4 protein-coding genes are annotated in these 20853 nt (G+C 46.8%); all 4 read right to left on the bottom strand.

Going from position 1 to position 20853, the window contains the following annotated elements; translation table 11 throughout:
- Positions 1 to 4578: type I polyketide synthase (locus tag AC3A14_RS08050; protein WP_487778960.1), on the bottom strand; the 4578-nt coding region annotated here is incomplete at its 3' end.
- 2 nt (positions 4579 to 4580) lie between these two features.
- Complete coding sequence (locus tag AC3A14_RS08055) at positions 4581 to 7532, bottom strand: SDR family NAD(P)-dependent oxidoreductase (protein WP_318731800.1); 2952 nt, start codon at positions 7530 to 7532, stop codon at positions 4581 to 4583.
- A gap of 52 nt (positions 7533 to 7584) precedes the next feature.
- Complete coding sequence (locus tag AC3A14_RS08060) at positions 7585 to 10584, bottom strand: type I polyketide synthase (RefSeq protein ID WP_318731801.1); 3000 nt, start codon at positions 10582 to 10584, stop codon at positions 7585 to 7587.
- A complete protein-coding gene (locus AC3A14_RS08065) occupies positions 10577 to 20848 on the bottom strand; it encodes an SDR family NAD(P)-dependent oxidoreductase (protein WP_318731802.1) in 10272 nt (3423 codons plus the stop codon). The genes AC3A14_RS08060 and AC3A14_RS08065 overlap by 8 nt, the downstream gene beginning before the upstream one ends.
- Positions 20849 to 20853: the final 5 nt, after the last annotated feature.

Here is a 20853-nt window from a genome sequence, read left to right on the forward strand (position 1 = left end):
ATGGTGCAATGCAGATTGAGAGCCTTGGGTGACGATCTGTAATTGGGGTGAAAATTGGGGTAAAAATCGTTCTTGCTCGATGATGGCTTGCACTAAGGACAAGGTCGTACCACAGCCCAGCTCAGATAAGCGGTTTAAATCTTCAAGGCTGAGGTAGGAGTCGGTGGGGGGTTCTAAGGTCCAACATTGGACAATGCCTGATAATTGTGGATATTCGATTGCCACTTCTGCTATCAGTTTCCTAAAGTCTTGGGGGTTATGGGGATCGATCTGCCAGTGTTTGGGGGCAATCCGTTGGTAGTTGTCTCCCCTGCCAACTAAGATACAGGTAGCGGCGAGGTCTTCTAACTGAGCTGCTAGGGTTTGCGCCACTCCAGTGCGATCGGCAAATATCAACCAACTCTGGGATGTTGCGTTTGGTTTTCTCGGCTCAGAGTCAGCTTGAGCGAGGATAAGAGCTTGTTTAGATAAAACGTCATCAACCTTTGCTTCTTGGGGAAGGGAGGAAACCGGAGTAAAGCCCGTTTCTTGTAGCAGGTGTTGCCACTGATGTCTGTTCAATAGGGGATGATCTCGTCGGTATTCCGTATCGCTAAATTTCCACCATCCCTCTAATAATCCGAAGATCAGATCCACCCACTGTTGAGGTTCGGTTGCTTCGAGTAATAGGAGGAGTCCACCGGGGGCTAAGAGTTGGCGCACATGGGTGAGAGTGTGGCGAATATTCGAGGTGGCATGGAGAACGTTGGCAGCGATAATCAGGTCATAGTGATGATTGGGGAATCTTTGGGATGCTGGGTTTTGTTCAATGTCAAGGGTTTGATAGGTGATGAAGGGATAGTCGGAGAATTTTTCTTTGGCTTTGGTGAGAAATAGGGGGCCTAAGTCTGTAAAGGTATATTGGATTTGACTGGGAGGGAGAGTGGGGAGAATGGCGCTGGTTGTGCCTCCAGTTCCCGCACCGATTTCTAGGATGCGTATGCCTTGACTGGGAGGGAGGGTTTCTAGGAGGCTGGCGATCGCCTGTTGCACTAAGCTATTCATCGCCTGAGATACGGGAGAGTCTTGGTACAGTTGGGTTGCACCGGTTAGATCTCCTTCTGGAAACACCAGTTGTACGGGGTCTTGAGTTCCTTGTAAAACGGAGCTGAGTTGGGAGGCACAGCGATGGAGTAAGCTGAATTCAGCGATGGCTTGAGGATAGCGATCGCGCAACGTTTGATAGGTTGAGCTAGGATTAACGGGTGGCAAGGATTTCAAAGTTTCCCATTCTTCTGCTGTTTGATGCAGAATTTGGGCTTCTTCTAAAGACACCAACAGGCGCTTAAGCAATCGATGATGAGCTGGGATAATCCCCAACTGTGCCGCGAGCTGTTCTAAAGAGAACGATTCTCCTGATTCATAACACCAACCTAGGGTTTGCAAAGCCTGCACAATATACTCCCTAGCTAAGTGTTCTAACTGCAAGGGAATTTTGTCATAACCTTGTAAAGCCGGGCGATTTGCCAGTTCAGAAAGCTGAGGAACTAACTGGGCTTGTAGGGTTGGGGGAGACTGGAGACTTTCCCCGGAAAATCGAGAGCCAAAGCACGCCCTACAGCGCCATTGCACACCATAACATTCTTCTAAAATGGGGGGGCGATCGCTGGTTTCGTTTGCCTCTTGCGCCAGAAGTTCTAGCAGTTTGGGCATCAGTTTCAACTCAGTTTCGGAAAGAGACCCCTTTTTCTGCAATCGTTCGGTCAAGGCAGAAAGCTCCTGGGGGGAACCCAAAGATCCCCAAGAGGGCTGGTGGGGGGCGGATTTCGGCTGTTCTAACCAATAGCGCTGTCTCTGAAAGGGATAGGTGGGTAAGAACACTTTGTGGCGTTTCTGTTGGTGGTGAAACCCCGACCAGTCGATCTCGACTCCTTGGGTGTACAGTTGTCCTAAACTGGATAACATTTGTTGCCAGTCTCCTATCCCCGGACGCAGGGAGGGTAACCACATCCCTCGATCGTCAGACACACACGATCGCCCCATTCCTAAGAGGATGGGTTTGGGCCCAAGTTCTAGGAAGATGGGATAATCTTGCATTGCGGTCATGGCAGATGCAAACTTCACGGGTTGGCGCAGATGATCGACCCAGTAGTGGGCTGTGGCGATCGCCTCCCCGGCTTGTTCTCCAGTCACATTAGATACGAAAGGAATTTGGGGCGGATGGTACGCGATCTGTTGGGCAACTGCTCTAAACTCAGCCAAAATGGGTTCTATCAGAGGAGAATGGAAGGCATGGGAAATGGGCAAATTTTGGGTCTTGATGCCTTCAGATTCCAGTTGCTCCACAATGTCTTTTAGGATCGTTTTTTCCCCAGAAATAACCACACTTTCTGGACCATTAATGGCGGCAATTGCTGCTTGTTTTTGGTAAGGAAGTAGTCGGGGACGCAGGTCAGATTCAGAGGCTTTAACCGCCGCCATTAAGCCATTTTGCGGTAAGTTTTGAATCAATCGACCCCGGGCAGCCATTAACCTTAAGCCGTCTTCTAAACTGAAGACTCCAGCAACACAAGCGGCGACGTATTCTCCCACACTGTGACCCATAACAACTCTGGGTTGAATTCCCCAGGATTGCCACAGTTTAAATAGAGCGTATTCTAGAGCAAAGAGGGCGGGTTGAGTATAGGCGGTTCGATCGAGGAGTGGGGAGGGTTCTGCCTCTGAGTCTGGGTAGAGGATTTCCAGGAGAGGGCGGTCTAATTCATAACCGAGAATGGTGTTGCACTGGGCGATCGCCTCCCGAAAAACGGGCGAACTCTCGTACAATTGCCGACCCATGTTGACATATTGGGAACCTTGACCCGTAAATAAAAAGGCGATTTCAGGGGGTTCTGTGCTGGTTGATACCTCTGCACCATAGACCGCGATCGCTTCTGCTGGCTCTAAGAGATAGCTGTGCAATTGCTGCTGCAAGGCTGAATGACTTGATGTAATCAGCGCTAATCGATGATTAAAATGACTTCTACCTAAATGAGTAGTATAAGCCAAATTTGCCAGATCGAGTTCTGGATAAGTGGACAGATAATCTTGATAAGAATGGACTAATTCACCCAGTGCCTTTGGCGTTTTTGCTGAAAGAGTTAAGAGCTGAACCGGCGGTTCTGAACTGTCTTCAGCCTCCGATTTTTCCGGTTGTTTAACGGGCGCTTCTTCTACGAGAATATGGGCATTTGTGCCACTGGCTCCAAAGGAACTAATCCCTGCAATTCGCGGTTCACTTTCAGTTTCCCAATCTAGAAGAGACTGGGGAATTTTCAACGGTAAACGATCCCAATCTAGATGAGGATTAGGTTGTTGGACATGGAGATGAGGCGGAATTTGGCGGTGCTGAAGAGATAAAATAACTTTAATTAATGCAGCAACTCCGGCGGCAGCTTCTAAATGGCCAAAATTGGTTTTCACTGAACCCATCATCAAGGGGTTTTCTTGAGAGCGATTTTTACCATAAATCGCCGATAACGCTTCAATTTCAATCGGGTCGCCCAAGGAAGTTCCCGTACCATGGGTTTCCACATAACTGACTTGATGAGGGCTTAATTTGGCACTCTTGAGAGCCTCTTGAATGACTTTCTTTTGCGCCATACGGCTGGGAACCGTCATCCCGCTACTCGGACCATCATGATTAATGGCCGAGCCTCGAATTAACCCCCAGATAAAGTCTCCATCAGCGAGGGCATCTGAGAGTCGTTTTAAGACGACCACTCCACAGCCTTCGCCCTGTCCATAGCCATCGGCAGACGCATCAAAGGTTTTGCAGCGTCCGTCGCGAGAGAGCATATTCAGTTGGCAGCGACCAATGGTACTGGTGGGGGATAAAATGAGGTTGACCCCACCGGCTAAGGCTAAATTCGATTCTCGCGATCGCAAACTTTGGCAGGCTAGATGAATAGCAACTAAAGAGGTAGAACAGGCCGTATCCAGTTGGATATTGGGCCCTTGCAGCCCTAAAAAATGGGAAATTCGCCCCACTCCAATACTGCGTCCCATGCCCAAACCCGATGATTCATCGGTTCCTCCTTGCTCTTGGTATTGAATTCTCAAGCTGGCATAATCATCGGTGCAGATCCCCATATACACACCCGTTTGGCTATGTCGCAGGTGTTCTAGGGTTACTCCAGCATTTTCTAGGCTCTCCCAGGTCACTTCTAAAAGGATGCGTTGCTGAGGGTCTAAGCCGACCGCATCTCTGGGGGAAATACGGAAAAAGTGGGGGTCAAATCGATCGACATTTTCAATAAACCCGCCTTCTTTCGTGTAGGTTTTCCCCGGTTTTCCGCCCTCTGGATCGTAGTAGTCTTCCAAGTTCCAGCGATCGCCGGGTACTTCGGAAATGGCATCAATTCCTTGTTCCAAAAGATGCCAATAGGTGGCACTATCCTTGGCTCCTCCCGGAAACCGACAACCGAGACCAATAATAGCAATGGGTTCCGTTTGTGCTTGAGTTAACGCTTCAAGTTTGCCCCGCATTTGCTTGAGCGCTTGCAGCATCTTCCGAGAAGAATCAGGAGTCGGTTGAGAGGAAGGTGAGGTCTGATTCATGGTTACTCTCCTTCGGCTAACAAGGTTTCAATCCCTTCGAGTTCTTGGGAAATTTCATCTTCTAACTGCTCATCCGATAAGTCACTGAGTTCTGCACTCCATGGAGTCGAGGAGGTTGGATTTTGCTCCCCAGAAGCGGGTTCAGTAAAGAACTCTGTGAGGATAAATTCGGCTAAATCCCGGATATTCGAGCAATCAAATAAAGTGGCGGCACTCAGGGCACAGGATAAGCCAGCACTGAGTTCATTTCTTAGCTCAACGGCGGTGAGGGAATCGATACCCATCTCAAAGAATCCTAGCTGTAAATCGGGAAGTTGGTTGGCTGGATATTTGAGCAGTTTACCGATTTCTTGTTGGATATATTGAGTTAAGCGTTTTTTACGCTCTGGCAAAGACGCTCTTTGCAGTTGGGTGAGAATTTCAGATTGGGGTGCTGTGGAGGGCGTTTCGTCTTCTTCGGGCGATCGCAATCCCATGTGTTCCAAGAATAGGCGATCCTTACCCACGGTGTAAATCTCTTTGAACCGACTCCAATCGACCTCAGCTACAGTGGTTTGCACCTGAGAGCTATTCCAAAGTTGCTCTAAGGCTCCCATCCCTTGGGCTGGAGAAATGGAGTACACGCCTCGCTTACTCAGCTCTTCTAAATCTTCTGCATTGGCCATACCGCCTCCAGACCAAGCCCCCCAATTAATACTCATCCCCGGTAAGCCCAGAGAGCTACGATAATGGACTAAGCTATCAAGAAAGGCATTGGCTCCGCCGTAGTGAGATTGACCAAAAGAACCCCAAACGGCAGCAATGGACGAAAAGCAGACAAAACACTCTAGGTCTAGAGTTTGAGTCAGTTGATGGAGATTCCATCCTCCCGTCACTTTGGCCGCGAGAACGGACTCCAAGTCTGCATGGGTAATGTTTTCTACCGGTTCAATCCCTCCAGAAACCCCAGCTAGATGAATCACGCCTTTGAGGGGGGGCATGGAGTCGGGGATTTTCTCTATTACAGATTCTAAGGCTTGGCGATCGCACACATCGACTTGTAGCGCCCTCACCTTAGCGCCTTGTTCCTGCAAACGAGCAATCTGATTCTGTTTCTCTGGAGACGGTTGACTTCGACTGATTAAAATCAGAGATTTTGCTCCTTTCTCAATCATCCATTCAGCCGTTCGCAAACCCAGCGCTCCCAGTCCCCCAGTAATCAAATAAGTACCGTCTTCTGTAAAGGATACCGCTTCCGACTCAGCCACTAGGGTTTTCGCTAAACGGGCAACATAGGCTTGTCCAGAACGAAACGCAATTCGGTCTTCAGCCGTGGGATTGAGCAGTTCGGCGAGCAATACTTCCACCCCATCCATTTCTGGGTCTAAGTCCACTAAAGCTCCCCATAAGTGAGGATGTTCTAAAGACACTACCTGTCCAAATCCCCATAAACTCGATTGAGCAACGGCTAAGTTTTTGGGATTTTTCCCTACGGGTTGACTCCCTTGAGTCACGAGCCAAAGTTTCGGCCAGTTCCTCTTTAAGCCCGATTTGAGCAAACCTTGCAGGAGATGTAGGGCACTGCCACAGCCCAAATTTTGGGCAGTTCTTAACCCCTCTTCACTTAAGTTTTCTGGAGTAGAACTCCCCAAACTCCAGAGATGAATCACTCCTCGCCAATCTTCAGGATGAGTTGCCACTAATTTCTGGCACAGGTCTGTAAACTCTTGGGGGTTTAAGGGGTTAACTTCCCAATCTTCTGGTTCCTTGTGTTGAGTCTGACCTTCTGGATAAACTAATGTACACTGCTGACCCTGTTTTTCTAGCAAACCTTTTAAGCGTTTCCCGAACCCGTTTCGATCCGCTAAAATCAGCCAATGTCCAGGCTTTTGTTCTGTAGAAACTTTGGGATTTTCTTCCCGCAGTTGCCATTCAATGCCATAGAAAAGCTGTTGTAGGGAGACCTCTGGATAAGTGAGAGAAACGTCAAGCTGTTTCTGGTTTAATTCATACAGTTCTTGAACGGATAGATTCTCCTGTTTTTGTGCAGTGACCAGGACATAGCTCAATAATCCCTTACGCAATAACTTGTATAAGTTCATGTAGGACTCAATCCCAGTTTTGGCATTTTCGTTTAGGTTCTTGAGCTGGCAAATATAATCAATATTGTCTTGTACATTGGGGTCATAGAGTCCATTGCCGACTTCATGGCTAATATCCACATAACTGACGACTTGCAGATGATGGTTAGAGAGTAGTTCAATCCATTCAGCTTTGGTAATTAGATAGGAAGAGTGGGCTTCGTAGTCAATGGAGAAGGACGCATTGGAGAAAAAGTCAGCAAAGACGAGATGTCCATTCTCATTCAGGTGGCGATCGATGTTATCAAAGAGTCCTTTTTTATCGGGAATATGACAAATGACTTCAAATCCATAGACTAAATCGTAGGAACCTGGGAAATCATCTTTAGAACTATCTCGACGTAAAATTTGGGCGCGGTCTTGTAACTTGAATTTCTCGATTTTACCGCTTCCAATTTCTACTTGCTTGCTGGATAAGGTATATCCCGTGACGGATAAATGGGGATACTTGCGAGTGAGTTCAACGACATCTGTTCCATGACCACAGCCCACATCCAAGGCTCTTTGACAGGCCGAGAAGTCGATGACTCTCCAGGACATTTTCCTCATTTCCTGTCGAGCGGCTCTTGCTATTTCGTAAGATTGGGTAGATTTTTCACCAATAAACACCCAGGAAAAGCCATTAATGATTTGGGGAAGCGCTGGGTAGTTAATAATCGCGTCTTCATCTTCAATTGCCGATAATTCATCATAGTAATCACCCAGAAGCGTTTTCGACTCATTAGGGCCATTTTGACCATTGTTCAACAACAGGATTTCTAAAGCTCGCAGTTGTTCTGGAGAGAGTCGAGACAGTCGCTGAAATATTTGAGCCAAATCTTCAAACTGATTCATAATGCATTACCCTATTTTTTGATGACTTTTATAGATTTTTACTATTTTACTTTTAGCGAATTGTAGATTTTATTTCCTCCTCGGACATCTGTTCAACTTGAGTTGAAATCTCAGATACCTTTTCCCAATCACCAGCTAATAGGGATGCAAAGATGGGGGATTGACTGTGGGTCTTTAAAAACGATTCTAGTTCTAGATTCGACATGTTTTCAACCTGTTCTAAGTGGTGTTGAAACTCCTGTAACTGACCATTTTTAAAAGCTTGGATGGCTAATCTGGCATAATAATTAGGCATGATATCAGAAGAGGGTTTTTCTGCCAATTCAGGTATTTCTACCCAATAAGATTGGTGTTGAAATGGATAGGTGGGTAAGATGGATTTTTGACGAGTATAAGGACGATCGCCGCCTTTCCAATCGACTTTAATCCCTCTGATATATAACTGGCTTAAACTTGATAGGATTTGTTGCCAGTCCTGGATGGCTGGATGTAAGGACGGTAACCACAAAATTTCAGGCTCAGAAATGCAGTATCGTCCCATGCCTAATAAGATGGGTTTGGGGCCAATTTCGAGGAAAATTTTACATCCTTCTTGATGTAAGGTTTCCATGCTGGGGGCAAATCGGACGGGTTGACGAATATGATTGACCCAGTAACGAGCTGTAGCGATACTAGAGTCGGCGCGAGTTCCACTGAGATTGGAGATGAGGGGAATTTTGGGCACGTGGTAGGTGATGGAATTGGCGATCGCCTCAAACTCCGCTAATATGGGTTCCATTAACTGAGAGTGAAATCCATGGGAAACGTTGAGCAACTTAGTTTTAATCCCCTGGGACTCTAACTGGTTGCACCAATGGGTGATGGCGTTTCTGGCTCCAGAAATGACGACACTGGTCGGGCCATTAATAGCGGCAAGGGATAGATTAGAATCAGAGGCGATCGCCGCTTTCACCGTTTCTTCGGATGCCATAACGGCTGCCATTGTCCCCTCTCCGGGTAAGTTCTGCATCAACTTGCCCCGTGCAGCAATCAGTTTTAAACCGTCTTCTAAACTAAACACCCCAGCGACGGTAGCGGCTACATATTCTCCCACACTATGACCCATCACCCAATTGGGTTTAATTCCCCAAGATTTCCACAGTTGAACGAGGGCATATTCTAAGGCAAACAATGTGGGTTGAGTATAGGCAGTTTGATCTAAGAGAGCATCTGAATCACTCGTCTGAGGATAGAGAAGGTCTAGTAAAGACCAATCGAGTTGGGAGCGTAAAATGGCCTCGCACTGCTCTAAAGCTTGGCGAAAAATGGGTTGAGTTTCATACAGCTCTTTGCCCATATTTAAATACTGAGAGCCTTGTCCGGTAAAGAGGAAGGCAAGTTTAGGGGGTTTGGCCTCATTTTGCAGGTATCCCGACCATCGATTTTGTTCAGAACCTCGCAGTTTATCGAGTAACTCTTGTCGATCCTGAGCTAAAAGTGCCAGACGATGATTAAAATGCGATCGCCCCGTATTAGCCGTAAAGCAAATATCAGCGAGTTGTAATTCTCGATGGGTTTCCAAATGGGTTGAGTAGCGCTCAATTAACTCAGATAGGGCTTTTTCAGTTTTTGCAGATAGAGTTAAGAGATGGTAGGGACGCTCGAATTCTGCTTCACTTCGACTCGCTAGAGGCGCTTCTTCCAAGAGAATATGGGCATTGGTTCCACTAGCACCAAAAGAACTCACTCCTGCAATTCTCGTACCTTCTTTAACTTCCCAAGGGGTGAGTTGGGTGGGAATATAGAAGGAAGTCTCTGGCCAATTAAATTTAGAGGTAGGTTGTTTCAAGTGCAGATGAGGCGCAATCTGTTGATGTTGCAACTGTAAAATGACTTTCATCACCCCAGAAATGCCTGCTGCGGAAGCCAAATGACCGATATTCGTTTTCACTGAGGCGATCGCCAAAGGCTCCTTTCTCGCCCCGTCTTGGGCAAACACTTCCGCCAAAGATCTTAATTCAATGGGGTCTCCGAGGGGCGTTCCTGTGCCATGAGCCTCAATATAACTCACCTGAGAAGGATTCAGTTGGGCATTTCTCAAGGCTTGACGAATCACCTGCTGCTGGGAAGCACTATTGGGAACCGTAAAGCCACTGGTTGGCCCATCTTGATTGACCGCAGAGCCTCGAATGGTTGCTAAAATAGGGTCCCGTGAGTCTAAAGCATCCGATAGACGTTTGAGGACTAACATCCCACAACCCGATCCCCAACCCGCACCATCGGCACCCTCATCAAAGGTTTTACACCGACCATCGGGGGAGGACATTTGGGCTTGAGAGAGCCAAATAAAGCCATTAGGCAAAAGAAATAGGTTCACCCCACCGGCTAAAGCCATATCACATTCTTTTTGGCGTAAGCTATTACAGGCTTGATGGAGCGCCACTAGAGAAGAAGAACAGGCTGTATCGATCGCCATGGAAGGGCCAGTTAATCCAAAGGTATAGGATAAGCGACCGGCTGCACCATATAAGGGTAAACCGGTTACTGCATAGGCTCCCATACTCAGGTCAGCGTTGGATTGTTTGGCAATCCAACTATATTCTGTGGCACTGATGCCCACAAAAACTCCGGTGGGACTCCCTTGTACTCGGTCGGGAATATTACCGCTCTGCTCTAAAGCTTCCCAACTGACCTCTAGCAGTAAACGATGTTGGGGGTCAATGGTCATCGCTTCTCGCGGTGAAATATTGAAAAAATGCGGGTCAAATTGGTCAATATTATCCACGCATCCCGCCTTACGGGTGTACATTTTCCCCGGAGTTCCCGGTTTGGGGTCATAGTAGTCATTGACCTTCCAGCGATCGCCCTTGAGTTCGCTAATGCCATCGCCCCCCTCAGATAAAAGATGCCAAAAGGCTTCCGGAGTATTTGCGCCTCCAGGAAAACGACAGGCCATCCCGACAATGGCGATCGCTTCCGTTTGGGCATTTTCCAGAGTTTTGATCTTATTTTTTAATCCTTCAATCACCAACACAGAGCGTTGTAAAGGGGAAAGTTCGCTAGATTTACTCATCGTTTTCAAGTCCTAATTCTGCCCATTCTTGATTAATCAAATCTTCCATTTCCTGTTCAGAAAGCTGCCCGACATCAACCGTTAATTCTTCCATCTCTTGTTCAAGCAATTGATTCGATCCCGATTGACTCATTTCTTCTGCATCCTCTCTATCCCAACCCATAACTTTTCGCCCGATATACTCCGCTAAACTCAAGATATTAGGAAATTCAAAAACTAATGTCGTCGGTAAAGCACAGTGGAAATCGGCTTCCAGACGAGTCTTGAATTCCACCGATGTTAAAGAATCCATCCCCATTTCAAAAAAGCCTTGTTCAGCCCTAGGCATTTGAATTTCTTTGAGTCCTAAAACCCTCATCGTCTGCTGTTGAATATGACCAATAACTAAATCCATCCGTTCGCTCTCTGAAGCCTGATTCACCTGTTCCAGAATTTGACCGGTCTGCTCTTGACCTTCATGACTTAAAGATTGAAGCTCTATCTCCTCTAGCAGTAATCTCTGTCTCCCCATCTCATAAAGCGGTTTAAAGATGCTCCAGTCAATATCAGCCACCATCGCTTGGCCCTGCTTCCTCTGCAACATCCGGGTTAACGTTAATTTCGCTGTATCAGTAGACAACGCACACACCCCTCGTTTTTTAAATTCGGTCAACTCTGTTTCACCCCTTAAATTGCCTACGGATAAAACCCCCCAATTCAGGGTTAAACCCGATAATCCTTGGATTTGTCTGTAGCGGACGACACTATCGGCAAAATAATCCGATGCGCCTTGCTGTATCTGACCCGATAAACCCACCACAGAAGCCAAAGAAGAACAATTCACGAAGCAATCTAACTCGCGATTCTGAGTGATTCGGTGTAAATTCCATAGCCCTAACATACCACGATGGACTTCCATTTTTAACTCAGAAAAGAGTTTTTCTGTTATTCTGGTGATATTGCTTAACTTAAAAGTATAAATAATTCCTTTTAAGGGAAGCCTATCCCTATCCAGTTCAGCAAAAACCCTTTGTACTTCCTCCCAACCCGTCAAGTCAGCTTGAATCAACCTAATTAGCGCACCCTGGTTTTGTAACTGATTAATTTGAGCATTTTGATCCGGTGACGGTTGCTCAGGACTGATTAAGACCAAATCTCGAAAACCTTGAGCTACCATCCACTCCGTTATGGGTAAACTCAAACCGCCTAATTCTCCAGCAACGATATAAGTAGCATTCCTGTCCAGAGTTTGAGATCTAGAGAATTGGCGATCGGGTTTAACCAATCGCTGAACATAACGAGATTGTCCTCGAAATGCAATTCGGTCTTCTCCTTCTGGAGTGTCAATTTCTGTGCATAAAATTCGACTGGATTCATCCCAAGAAACCTGGGGATCTAAATCAATGAGTCCGCCCCATAACTCTGGATATTCCAGAGAAATCGTCAACCCCATTCCCCAGAGGAAAGATTGAGCTAATCCGGATAAAGATGAATCAGCAACAACCAGTTGTGAATCTTGTGTTGCGATCCATAAGCGGCAAGACGAGAGCCGGTTCAGTCGAGAGAGGCTTTGGACTAAATATAAAAGGCTTTGAGAGTGCCAGCTTAGATTTTCTTGAATCGCTTCTGGACTCATTTGCTCTAAACCAGGACTATCTAATCCCCAGAGATAAACGACATGGGTTTGAGTGGATGACGATAAAGAGAAGGAGGTCAATAGATCGTCAAATTCTTGAGGATTTTGGGGATTGATTCCCTCTCCTGGAACAACCAATCGATAGTTTTCTTGCCTGGAATCCAGGGTTTTAGCCAAAGCTTGACCTAAGCATTGTCGATCGGCAAAAATTAACCAGTTTTTCTCCAGGGATTGAGGAGAGGATTCGCCCGTTTTATCCGCCTGTGCAACGACTACTGCTTGCTGAGATAAAACCAAGGGCATCGGGTCAAATTCAGGAACAGTAATGGCTTGACTAAATCCCGTCTCTTGTAGCAGCTTTTTCCATTGTTCGCGACTCAATAACGGATAGTCAGGTCGCAGTTCTGTATCTTCAAATCTCCACCATCCTTCTAAGAGTCCAAAAATCAAATCCACCCATCTAATCTGAATATTGGCTTCTAATAAGATTAACAGTCCGCCAGGTGCTAAGAGTTGCCGCACATGGGATAAGGTTTCCTGTAAACTACGGGTAGCATGAAGGACATTAGCGGCAATAATAATATCGTAGTGATGGGACTCAACGCCTTGAGTATTGGGATTAACTTCGATGTCGAGAGTTTGATAAGTAACAAACTTGTAATCTTGGAATTTTTGTTGGGCTTTAGTGGTGAATAAACTGCCCACATCTGTGAAAAGATATTGGGTTTGTTCCGGCGCAAAATGGGGGAGGACTGAGCGGGTTGTGCCTCCGGTTCCGGCTCCAATTTCGAGAATTTTTATGCCTTGGCGATCGGGAATAGTTTTCAAGCTATTAACCACTACATTTTCGATCAACTCATTCATCACTTTGGCTGCTGGAGAGCCTTGATACATTTCAATGGCATCGGTAAAATCTCCTTGCGGAAAAACCAACTGCACCGGATCTATGGTGCCTCGTAAAACTTGGCTCAGTTGACTCGCGCAACGCCCAAGCAAGGTTAATTCAGCTTTAGCGGTGGAATATTGATTGAGAAGGTTTTGATGCTGCCTCTTCGGATTTACTTCTGGCAAGGGTTGGAGGACTTGCCAGTGGTGATTTTCCTGGTTTAAAATTCCCTCTTCTGCCAGGATTTGTAGCATTCGATTGAATAACCGAGAGGCACTGGGAAGGATACCGAATCGATCGATGAGAGTTGCTGTTTCTAATTGCTCTCCTACGGGGTAAGACCAACCGATTTCCTGTAAGCATTGAATGATATAGTCTACACTGAGGGATTCTAAATGGGCGGAAATTTCGGTATAGTTCTGTAGGTCATTCTCGGCTAAAAGGCGTTGAGACGTTGTATTGAGGGTTGAATATAAGTCTTGAGGAGAGGGCAAAAACTTAGCGGCTCGATCGCCAGAGAAATTGGCTTTTGGTTTCCAATGCAGTTCGTAGAGCCAAGGGGCAAGCGGATCGGGTTCAATTGGAGGATCTTGTGGATTGTTTTGATACTGTTTGAGGAGGTCTAGGAGTTTCGGCAGTAAGGCAATTTCGCTGGGGGATAGGTCACCGAACTGTTGCAAGTTTTGAGCTAAGATTTCAGGGGTTTCGGGCAGGGGAGGATTGGGGTTAACGGAACTCTGATTTTGAGTCAGAACTGAGTGAGGCGTTTTAAGCCAATATCGTTCTCTTTGGAATGGGTAGGTTGGTAAGGTGAGGGGTTTACGGTTCGGGAGGTAAGGGCGATCGAATCCTAACCAATCACCGTTGACTCCTCGGACATATAACTGAGCTAAACTTGATAAGAGTTGTTGCCATTCTTGACCTTGAGAGGATAAGGATAGGAAATAATTATCTGGCTTTTGAGGAGTCGAGTGTTGCTCTGTTGTCGATAAACTTGGGGTTTGCCCGAGTTCTAGGAAGAGATACTCTGCTTGTGCTTGTAAGGTTTGGATTTTTTCTGCCCATGGATAAGGGAGTTGGCGGGGGGTTATCCAGTAATCTGGTGTGGAGATAGGGGGGTGGGAGTCTGCGATCGCGAGAAGGGGAATACGAGGGGGAGAGTAGACGATCGCCTGAGCTATTGAGGTTAAGTGGGTTGAGTCTGCTGTGATTAAACGTAATGCGTCTTCTAGACTGAAGACTCCAGCGACGCAAGCGGCGACGTATTCTCCCACATCATGACCGAAGAGTAGATCGGGTTCAATGCCCCAAGACATCCATAACTGACAGAGGGCATATTCTAGGGCAAATAGAGCCGATCGCCGGATCGGTTGTTCAGGTTGGCTTTCTTGGGAGTGAGAATAGAGGAATTGTACGATCGAGCTGGGGAACTGAGAACTCAGGAGGCGATCGCATTCATCGATCGCTGCTTTGAAGATGGGGGACTGTTTATACAAGTTCTCTCCCCAGTTGCCAGAGTCTAAAGGTTCCCCAGGAAACAGAAAAGCGACTTTAGGGGAGGACATTAGACTGGGAAGATCTCCGCTCCAAAGCTCGGGGGTTTGTTGTCCGGTTTGCCAGCGATACAGTTTTTCTTGTAGGTCTTGTAGACTGAAGGCGATCGGAGCAAGTCGATGTTCGAGGTGAGCGCGACCGGTGTTCAGACTGTAAGCTAGGTCTGCAAGCTTCACGTGGGGATGGGATTCGAGATGACGCTGCACTCGAGTGACTAATTCCTGAAGTGCCGTTTCGGTTTTTGCCGATAGGGTGACGAGATGATAGGGACGGTCTGAGGGATTTACGGAGGGGTCTTGGGGATCTGGGGCAGGTGCTTCTTCCAGAATGACATGGGCATTGACTCCGGTAAATCCAAATGAACTCACGCCAGCATAGCGCTTTCCGGGAACAGTCCAAGGGGTGAGTTGGGTGGGGACGGCGATCGCCGAATTGTCCCAATCGATTTTGGGGTTGGGCTGATTAAAATTCAAATGGGGAGGAAGGGTCTGATGTTGCATCGCTAACACCACCTTCACGACTCCCGATATTCCGGCGGCGGCTTCTAAGTGGCCGATATTGGTTTTCACTGAGCCAACCCATAAGGGACAGTCTTGGGAACGTCCTTCACCTAACACCGCCGCCGCAGCATTGAGTTCGATCGGATCGCCTAAGGAGGTTCCGGTTCCGTGAGCTTCTAAGTAACCGATCTCTTGGGGGTCAATCTCCGCTTGGCGTAATGCTTGGCGAATTAAGCGCTGTTGAGCTTGACCGTTGGGAACGGTGAACCCGCTGCTGGGCCCGTCTTGATTGACTGCACTGCCTCGGATGATTGCCAGCACTGGGTTACCGTCTTTTTGGGCATCTGACCATCGCTTCAAGATCGCGATCGCGCAGCCTTCCCCGCGACTGTAGCCATCTGCTGTTGCATCGAAGGTTTTGCACAGACCATCAGCCGAGAGCATATTAGCTTGGGAAGCGAGCAGATAGGAGGTGGGGGTCAGATGGAGCTTCACGCCTCCGGCGATCGCCATCTCACATTCTCCCAAGCGCAAACTATTGCACGCTTGGTGAAGGGCGACCAAGGAAGAAGAGCAAGCGGTATCAATGGCTATGGCAGGCCCCGTTAATCCCAGGGTATAAGACAGACGACCAGCCATGCCCGAAAAGGTATTGCCTACCCCAGCATGGAGAGCGATCGGACTATCTGGTTCTTGGGCTAAATGTTGATGGACTAATTCGGCATAATCTTGTCCATCATTACCAATAAATACACCAACAGGCTGTTGAGCTAACCGTTGAGGCACGGCACAGGCCCGTTCGAGAGCCTCCCAAGTGACTTCTAGAAGCAAGCGCTGTTGGGGATCGAGGGCAGTGGCTTCCCTGGGAGCAATGCCGAAAAACGTGGGATCGAAGCGATCGACTTCTGAGAGAAAGTTGCCGTAGGGAGTGGCGATCTGATCGCCTACGGACTCAAAATCCCAACGATCTGGCGGAATTTCTTGGCGCGTATTCGTTCCTGTGGCCAGCACTTGCCAGAATCGATCGAGGTCTGTCGCGCCTCCAGGAAATCGACAACCGATGCCAATAATGGCGATCGGTTCTTTGAGGGAGGAGGATGGAGGAGCCGACTGAGCGGGGGTTGGGGCTGGATCGACGGTTAATTGTTCTGTCGCCAGATAGTGACTCAGTTGCTCGATGTTGGGAAAATCAAAGGTGAGCGTGGAGGGTAATCGAACGCCCAACAGACGAGTCAGATTTGTCCCTAAGTCAACAGCCATTAGGGAATCCATCCCTAATTCAAAAAAGCCTTGTTCTCGGTTCGGCAGTTGGTTGGAAGATAATCCTAAGACTTTGGCTACTTCCTGTTGAACGCAGGTGAGCAATAACTCTTTTTGTTGATGTTTGGGTGCCGCTTGAATCTGTTGTAGGATTTCTGACGTTTGTTCTGGGCTTGAAGATTGAGGCAAATCAACAGGGATCTCATCTAATAGCCGTCGTTGCCGTCCCGTTTGATACAGTGGGGCTAATATCGTCCAGTCTACATTAGCGATGGTAGTCTGGGCACGTCCACTGTGCCAAATCTGTTCTAAAGCGGCGATCGCCTGTTGGGGAGATAAGGGATTGACTCCTCGTTTGCTTAACTCCTGTAACTCTTTTTCTCCAGCCATTCCGCCTCCTGACCAAGGTCCCCAGTTCACGGATAAACCGGGTAATCCTTGAGCTTGACGGTAGTGAACTAAACCATTTAAAAATGCATTGGCCGCACTATAGTGAGCTTGACCGATTGAACCCCATACCGCTGCAATGGAAGAGAAGGTAACAAAACAGTCTAGGTCTAGGTCTTGACTCAATTGGTGCAAATTCCAGCCCCCGAGTACTTTAGCTGCCATCATCTCTTGCAATTGACCCAGGGATATCTCTTCTATGGGTTCAATGGCGACAACTCCAGCGGCATGAATGATACCTTTGAGGGGGCGATCGCGACTCTGATGTTGTCGGATAAGCGAGAGTTGTTGGCGATCGCGCACATCTGCCAAAACAACCTGTATTTCAACTCCCTCCTCTTCTAATTCCCGAATTTTAGCCCGTTTCTGGCCGGAAGGTTCGCGACGGCTGACCAACAGGAGATGTTTTGCCCCTTGATTGACCATCCATTGCGCCGTATGCCATCCTAACGCTCCCGTTCCTCCTGTAATTAAATAAAGTCCATCTGGATCTAGAACCACCGGTTTTGGCTCAGACACCGGTAATTGAAGTAAACGAGAACAATAGATCTGTTCTCCTCGCACAGCCAAACGATCTTCTTTCTCCAGATTATCAATTAAACGCCATAATTTCTGCGCTTCACCCTCTTGTTTTTCCCCATCTAAATCCACTAATCCTCCCCACAATTGAGGATGTTCTAACGACAGCACTGTACCCCATCCCCACAAAGGCGATGTCGCCACATTCACCCTTTCCGGAGTTAGTGAAACAGATTGCGCTCCACGAGTAACCATCCATAATTTTCCTAAACTCGTGCCTTTCAGCAAGGCTTGCACTAAATGTAAAACTCCACCACAGCCAAAATCCTGAGCGACTTTTAAACGCTCTAAGTTCAACTGCTCGGTTGGCGGAGTATCCAAGCTCCACAAGTAAAGGAGGGTTTCAAAATGCTCTCGCCCAGCTAAGTGTAGAGTTTCTAATAAGTCTTCAAAATCTTGCGGATGTTCCGGATTAACTCTATATTCATTTTCTGCGATTTGTTCATAACCACTTCCCTTATAAACCCAACTAACCTTCTTATTTTTTTCTCGCAGCAGAGTTCCTAATGAATCGCTCAAGCTTTGACAATCGTCAACAAAAATCAACCAATTCCCTGGAGGACATTCGACCGGTTTTTCAACACGATCAACCGGTTGCCATTGCAGATGATAAAAATATTTTTCCAAATCCAGACCCCGATCTTTCTGGATCGTTTTATCCTGCCGATCGGATTCAATCCAATAGGTTTTTCCTTGGAAAGGATAGGTCGGCAAATCAACTTTTTTTCGCTTATAGTCTTGCCAAAAATGCGACCAATCGATATCCACTCCTTGACTATAGAGTTGCCCCAGACTCGATAAAATCTGTATAGAGTCTTCTATCCCAGGACGCAAAGAGGGCAGCCAAATTCCTTTATTTTCCGGTAAACATTGACTCCCCATTCCCAGTAAGATCGGTTGCGGGCCAATTTCCACAAATACTCCATAACCCGTCTTACCTAACGTCTCCATACTTTGGGCAAAACGTACCGACTCTTGAATATGATTCACCCAATAAGTCGCAGTGGCGATATCCCGATCGACTTTTGTCCCGGTTACATTAGAAATAATGGGAATACTGGGTTGACGATAGTTGACTTGACGAGCAATGCTATCAAATTCTTCTAAAATGGGTTCCATTAACGGAGAATGGAAAGCATGGGAGACCTGTAAAAATTTGGTTTTAATAGTTTCTTTCTCTAAGGCTTGGGCAATTTTTTCGAGACTAAGCAATTCTCCTGAAATCACCACATTACTCTGTCCATTAATAGCCGCAATACTGACTTGATTTCCATAGGCTCTAATCCAATCTCTCACCCGATATTCTGCGGCTCTGACTGCCAGCATTCCTCCTCCTTCTGGCAACTTCTGCATCAACCGTCCCCGTGCGGCAATCAGTTTGAGTCCTTCTGCTAAATTAAAGACTCCTGCCACACAAGCCGCCACATATTCACCGACACTATGACCCATTACACTATCGGGTTCAACTCCCCAAGATTTCCACAGTTGAACCAAAGCATATTCTAAGGAAAATAAGACGGGTTGCGTATACTGAGTTTGATGAAGGAGATCTGAAACGTTAGGGTCTACTTCATCAGGATAAAGCACATCAATCAGGGAATAATCTAGCTCAGTCTTCAGGATGCGATCGCACTCTTGTATCGCTTTCTGAAATACTGGCTCAGTTTCGTACAACTGCCTTCCCATATTCAGGTACTGGGAGCCTTGTCCAGTAAACAAAAAAGCTAGTTTAGGTGCTTCTCCACTTCTGAGCAATTTCCCGACCTTGCTCTCTTCTTTCTCCTGTTCAGCATCCTGGAGCTTTTGTATCAGCTCTTGCTTGCTAGAAGCTAGGATTGCTAACCGATATTTGAAATGGGCACGTCCTGTATTAGCACTATAACAAATATCATTCAGTTCTAAATCAGGATAATCTTGGATATGGTTTCTATATCGATTCACTAAGTCAGATAATGCGGGTTTTGTTTTCGCAGAAAGAGTCAGTAAATGATACGATCGCTCCGACTCTTGCCGGGGAGACTTCACCTTGATATGGGAGGCTTCTTCCACAATTACATGGGCATTACTACCACTAAAACCAAAGGAGCTAACTCCAGCAATTCTGGATTGATTTTCAGTCGTCCATGGCATGACTTGAGTCGGCACTTGTACCGGTGTTTCTGACCACTCAATATAAGGATTTGGGTTTTGAAAATGTAAGTGAGGAGCAATTGTTTTATGTTGAAGCTGCAAAACAACTTTAATTAAACCCGCAATTCCTGAAGCCGCTTCTGCATGACCAATATTTGTTTTTACCGAGCCAATGAAGACCGGATTTTGGGGGGAGTGACTGTCTTTAAAAATCGCTCTTAAAGCCCCAACTTCAATGGGGTCCCCTAAAGCCGTTCCTGTACCATGAGCTTCAATATAGCTGACTTCTTTTGGGTCTAGTTGGCTATTCTTGAGAGCTTGAGCAATTACCGCTTGCTGTGAGATGCCGTTGGGAACGGTTAATCCACTGGTCTGACCATCTTGATTGATGGCTGTTCCTCGAATAATTGCTAATACCCGATCGCCGTCAGCTTGGGCATCAGATAAACGTTTGAGGACAACTATTCCACAGCCTTCACTGCGCACAAATCCATCGGCTTTAGCATCAAATGTTTTGCATCTGCCATCAGCCGATAACATTCTGGCTCTAGAATGGTTGATATGAATTAAGGGTGAAATCAGGAAATTTACACCTCCGGCTAGAGCGACATGGCTTTCTCTATTTCTTAAGCTGGCACAAGCTAAATGTAGGCTAACGAGTGAGGATGAACAGGCGGTATCTACAGCAAAGTTTGGCCCGACTAATCCTAAACTATAGGAAAGTCTTCCTGATGCGGTACTATTGGCATTCCCGCTAATCATATAGGCATCAATTTCTTTGAGATCCCGACTAGCTAACTTTTGCAGATAGTCATGGGTACTAATGCCAATGAAAACCCCTGTTTTGGTTCCCATTAAATGTTGGGGATTAATGGTGGCATGTTCTAAGGCTTCCCACGTGACTTCTAAAAGCAATCGTTGCTGAGGATCGAGAGAGGTTGCTTCTTTCGCTGAAAGGTTGAAAAATTCTGCGTCAAATTCTTTTAATGGGTTGACAAAACCCCCAGATTGTGTGTAGATTGTGCCGGGAGTTTCTGGGTTAGGGTCATAGTAGTCTTCGAGATTCCAGCGATTTTGAGGAATTTCTGTAATCGCATCGGTTCCTTCAGATAAAAGGTTCCAGAAGGATTCTGGGCTATTGACTCCTCCTGGAAATCGACAGCCTAGACCGACGATCGCAATTGGCTCTTGATGAGAGTTTTCTAGTTTCTTGAGTTTAGATTCTAATTTTTCTATGGCTAAGAGCGATCGCTGTAAAGGAGTTAATTGTCGTAGCTTGTTGGCTTTGTCCATGATGT

The organism is Roseofilum sp. (assembly GCF_982964205.1).

Bases quoted from the DNA above. Each gene is read 5' to 3' on its own strand.
- AC3A14_RS08065 (WP_318731802.1), bottom strand. From the start codon at position 20,848: ATGGACAAAGCCAACAAGCTACGACAATTAACTCCTTTACAGCGATCG.
- AC3A14_RS08060 (WP_318731801.1), bottom strand. From the start codon at position 10,584: ATGAGTAAATCTAGCGAACTTTCCCCTTTACAACGCTCTGTGTTGGTG.
- AC3A14_RS08055 (WP_318731800.1), bottom strand. From the start codon at position 7,532: ATGAATCAGTTTGAAGATTTGGCTCAAATATTTCAGCGACTGTCTCGA.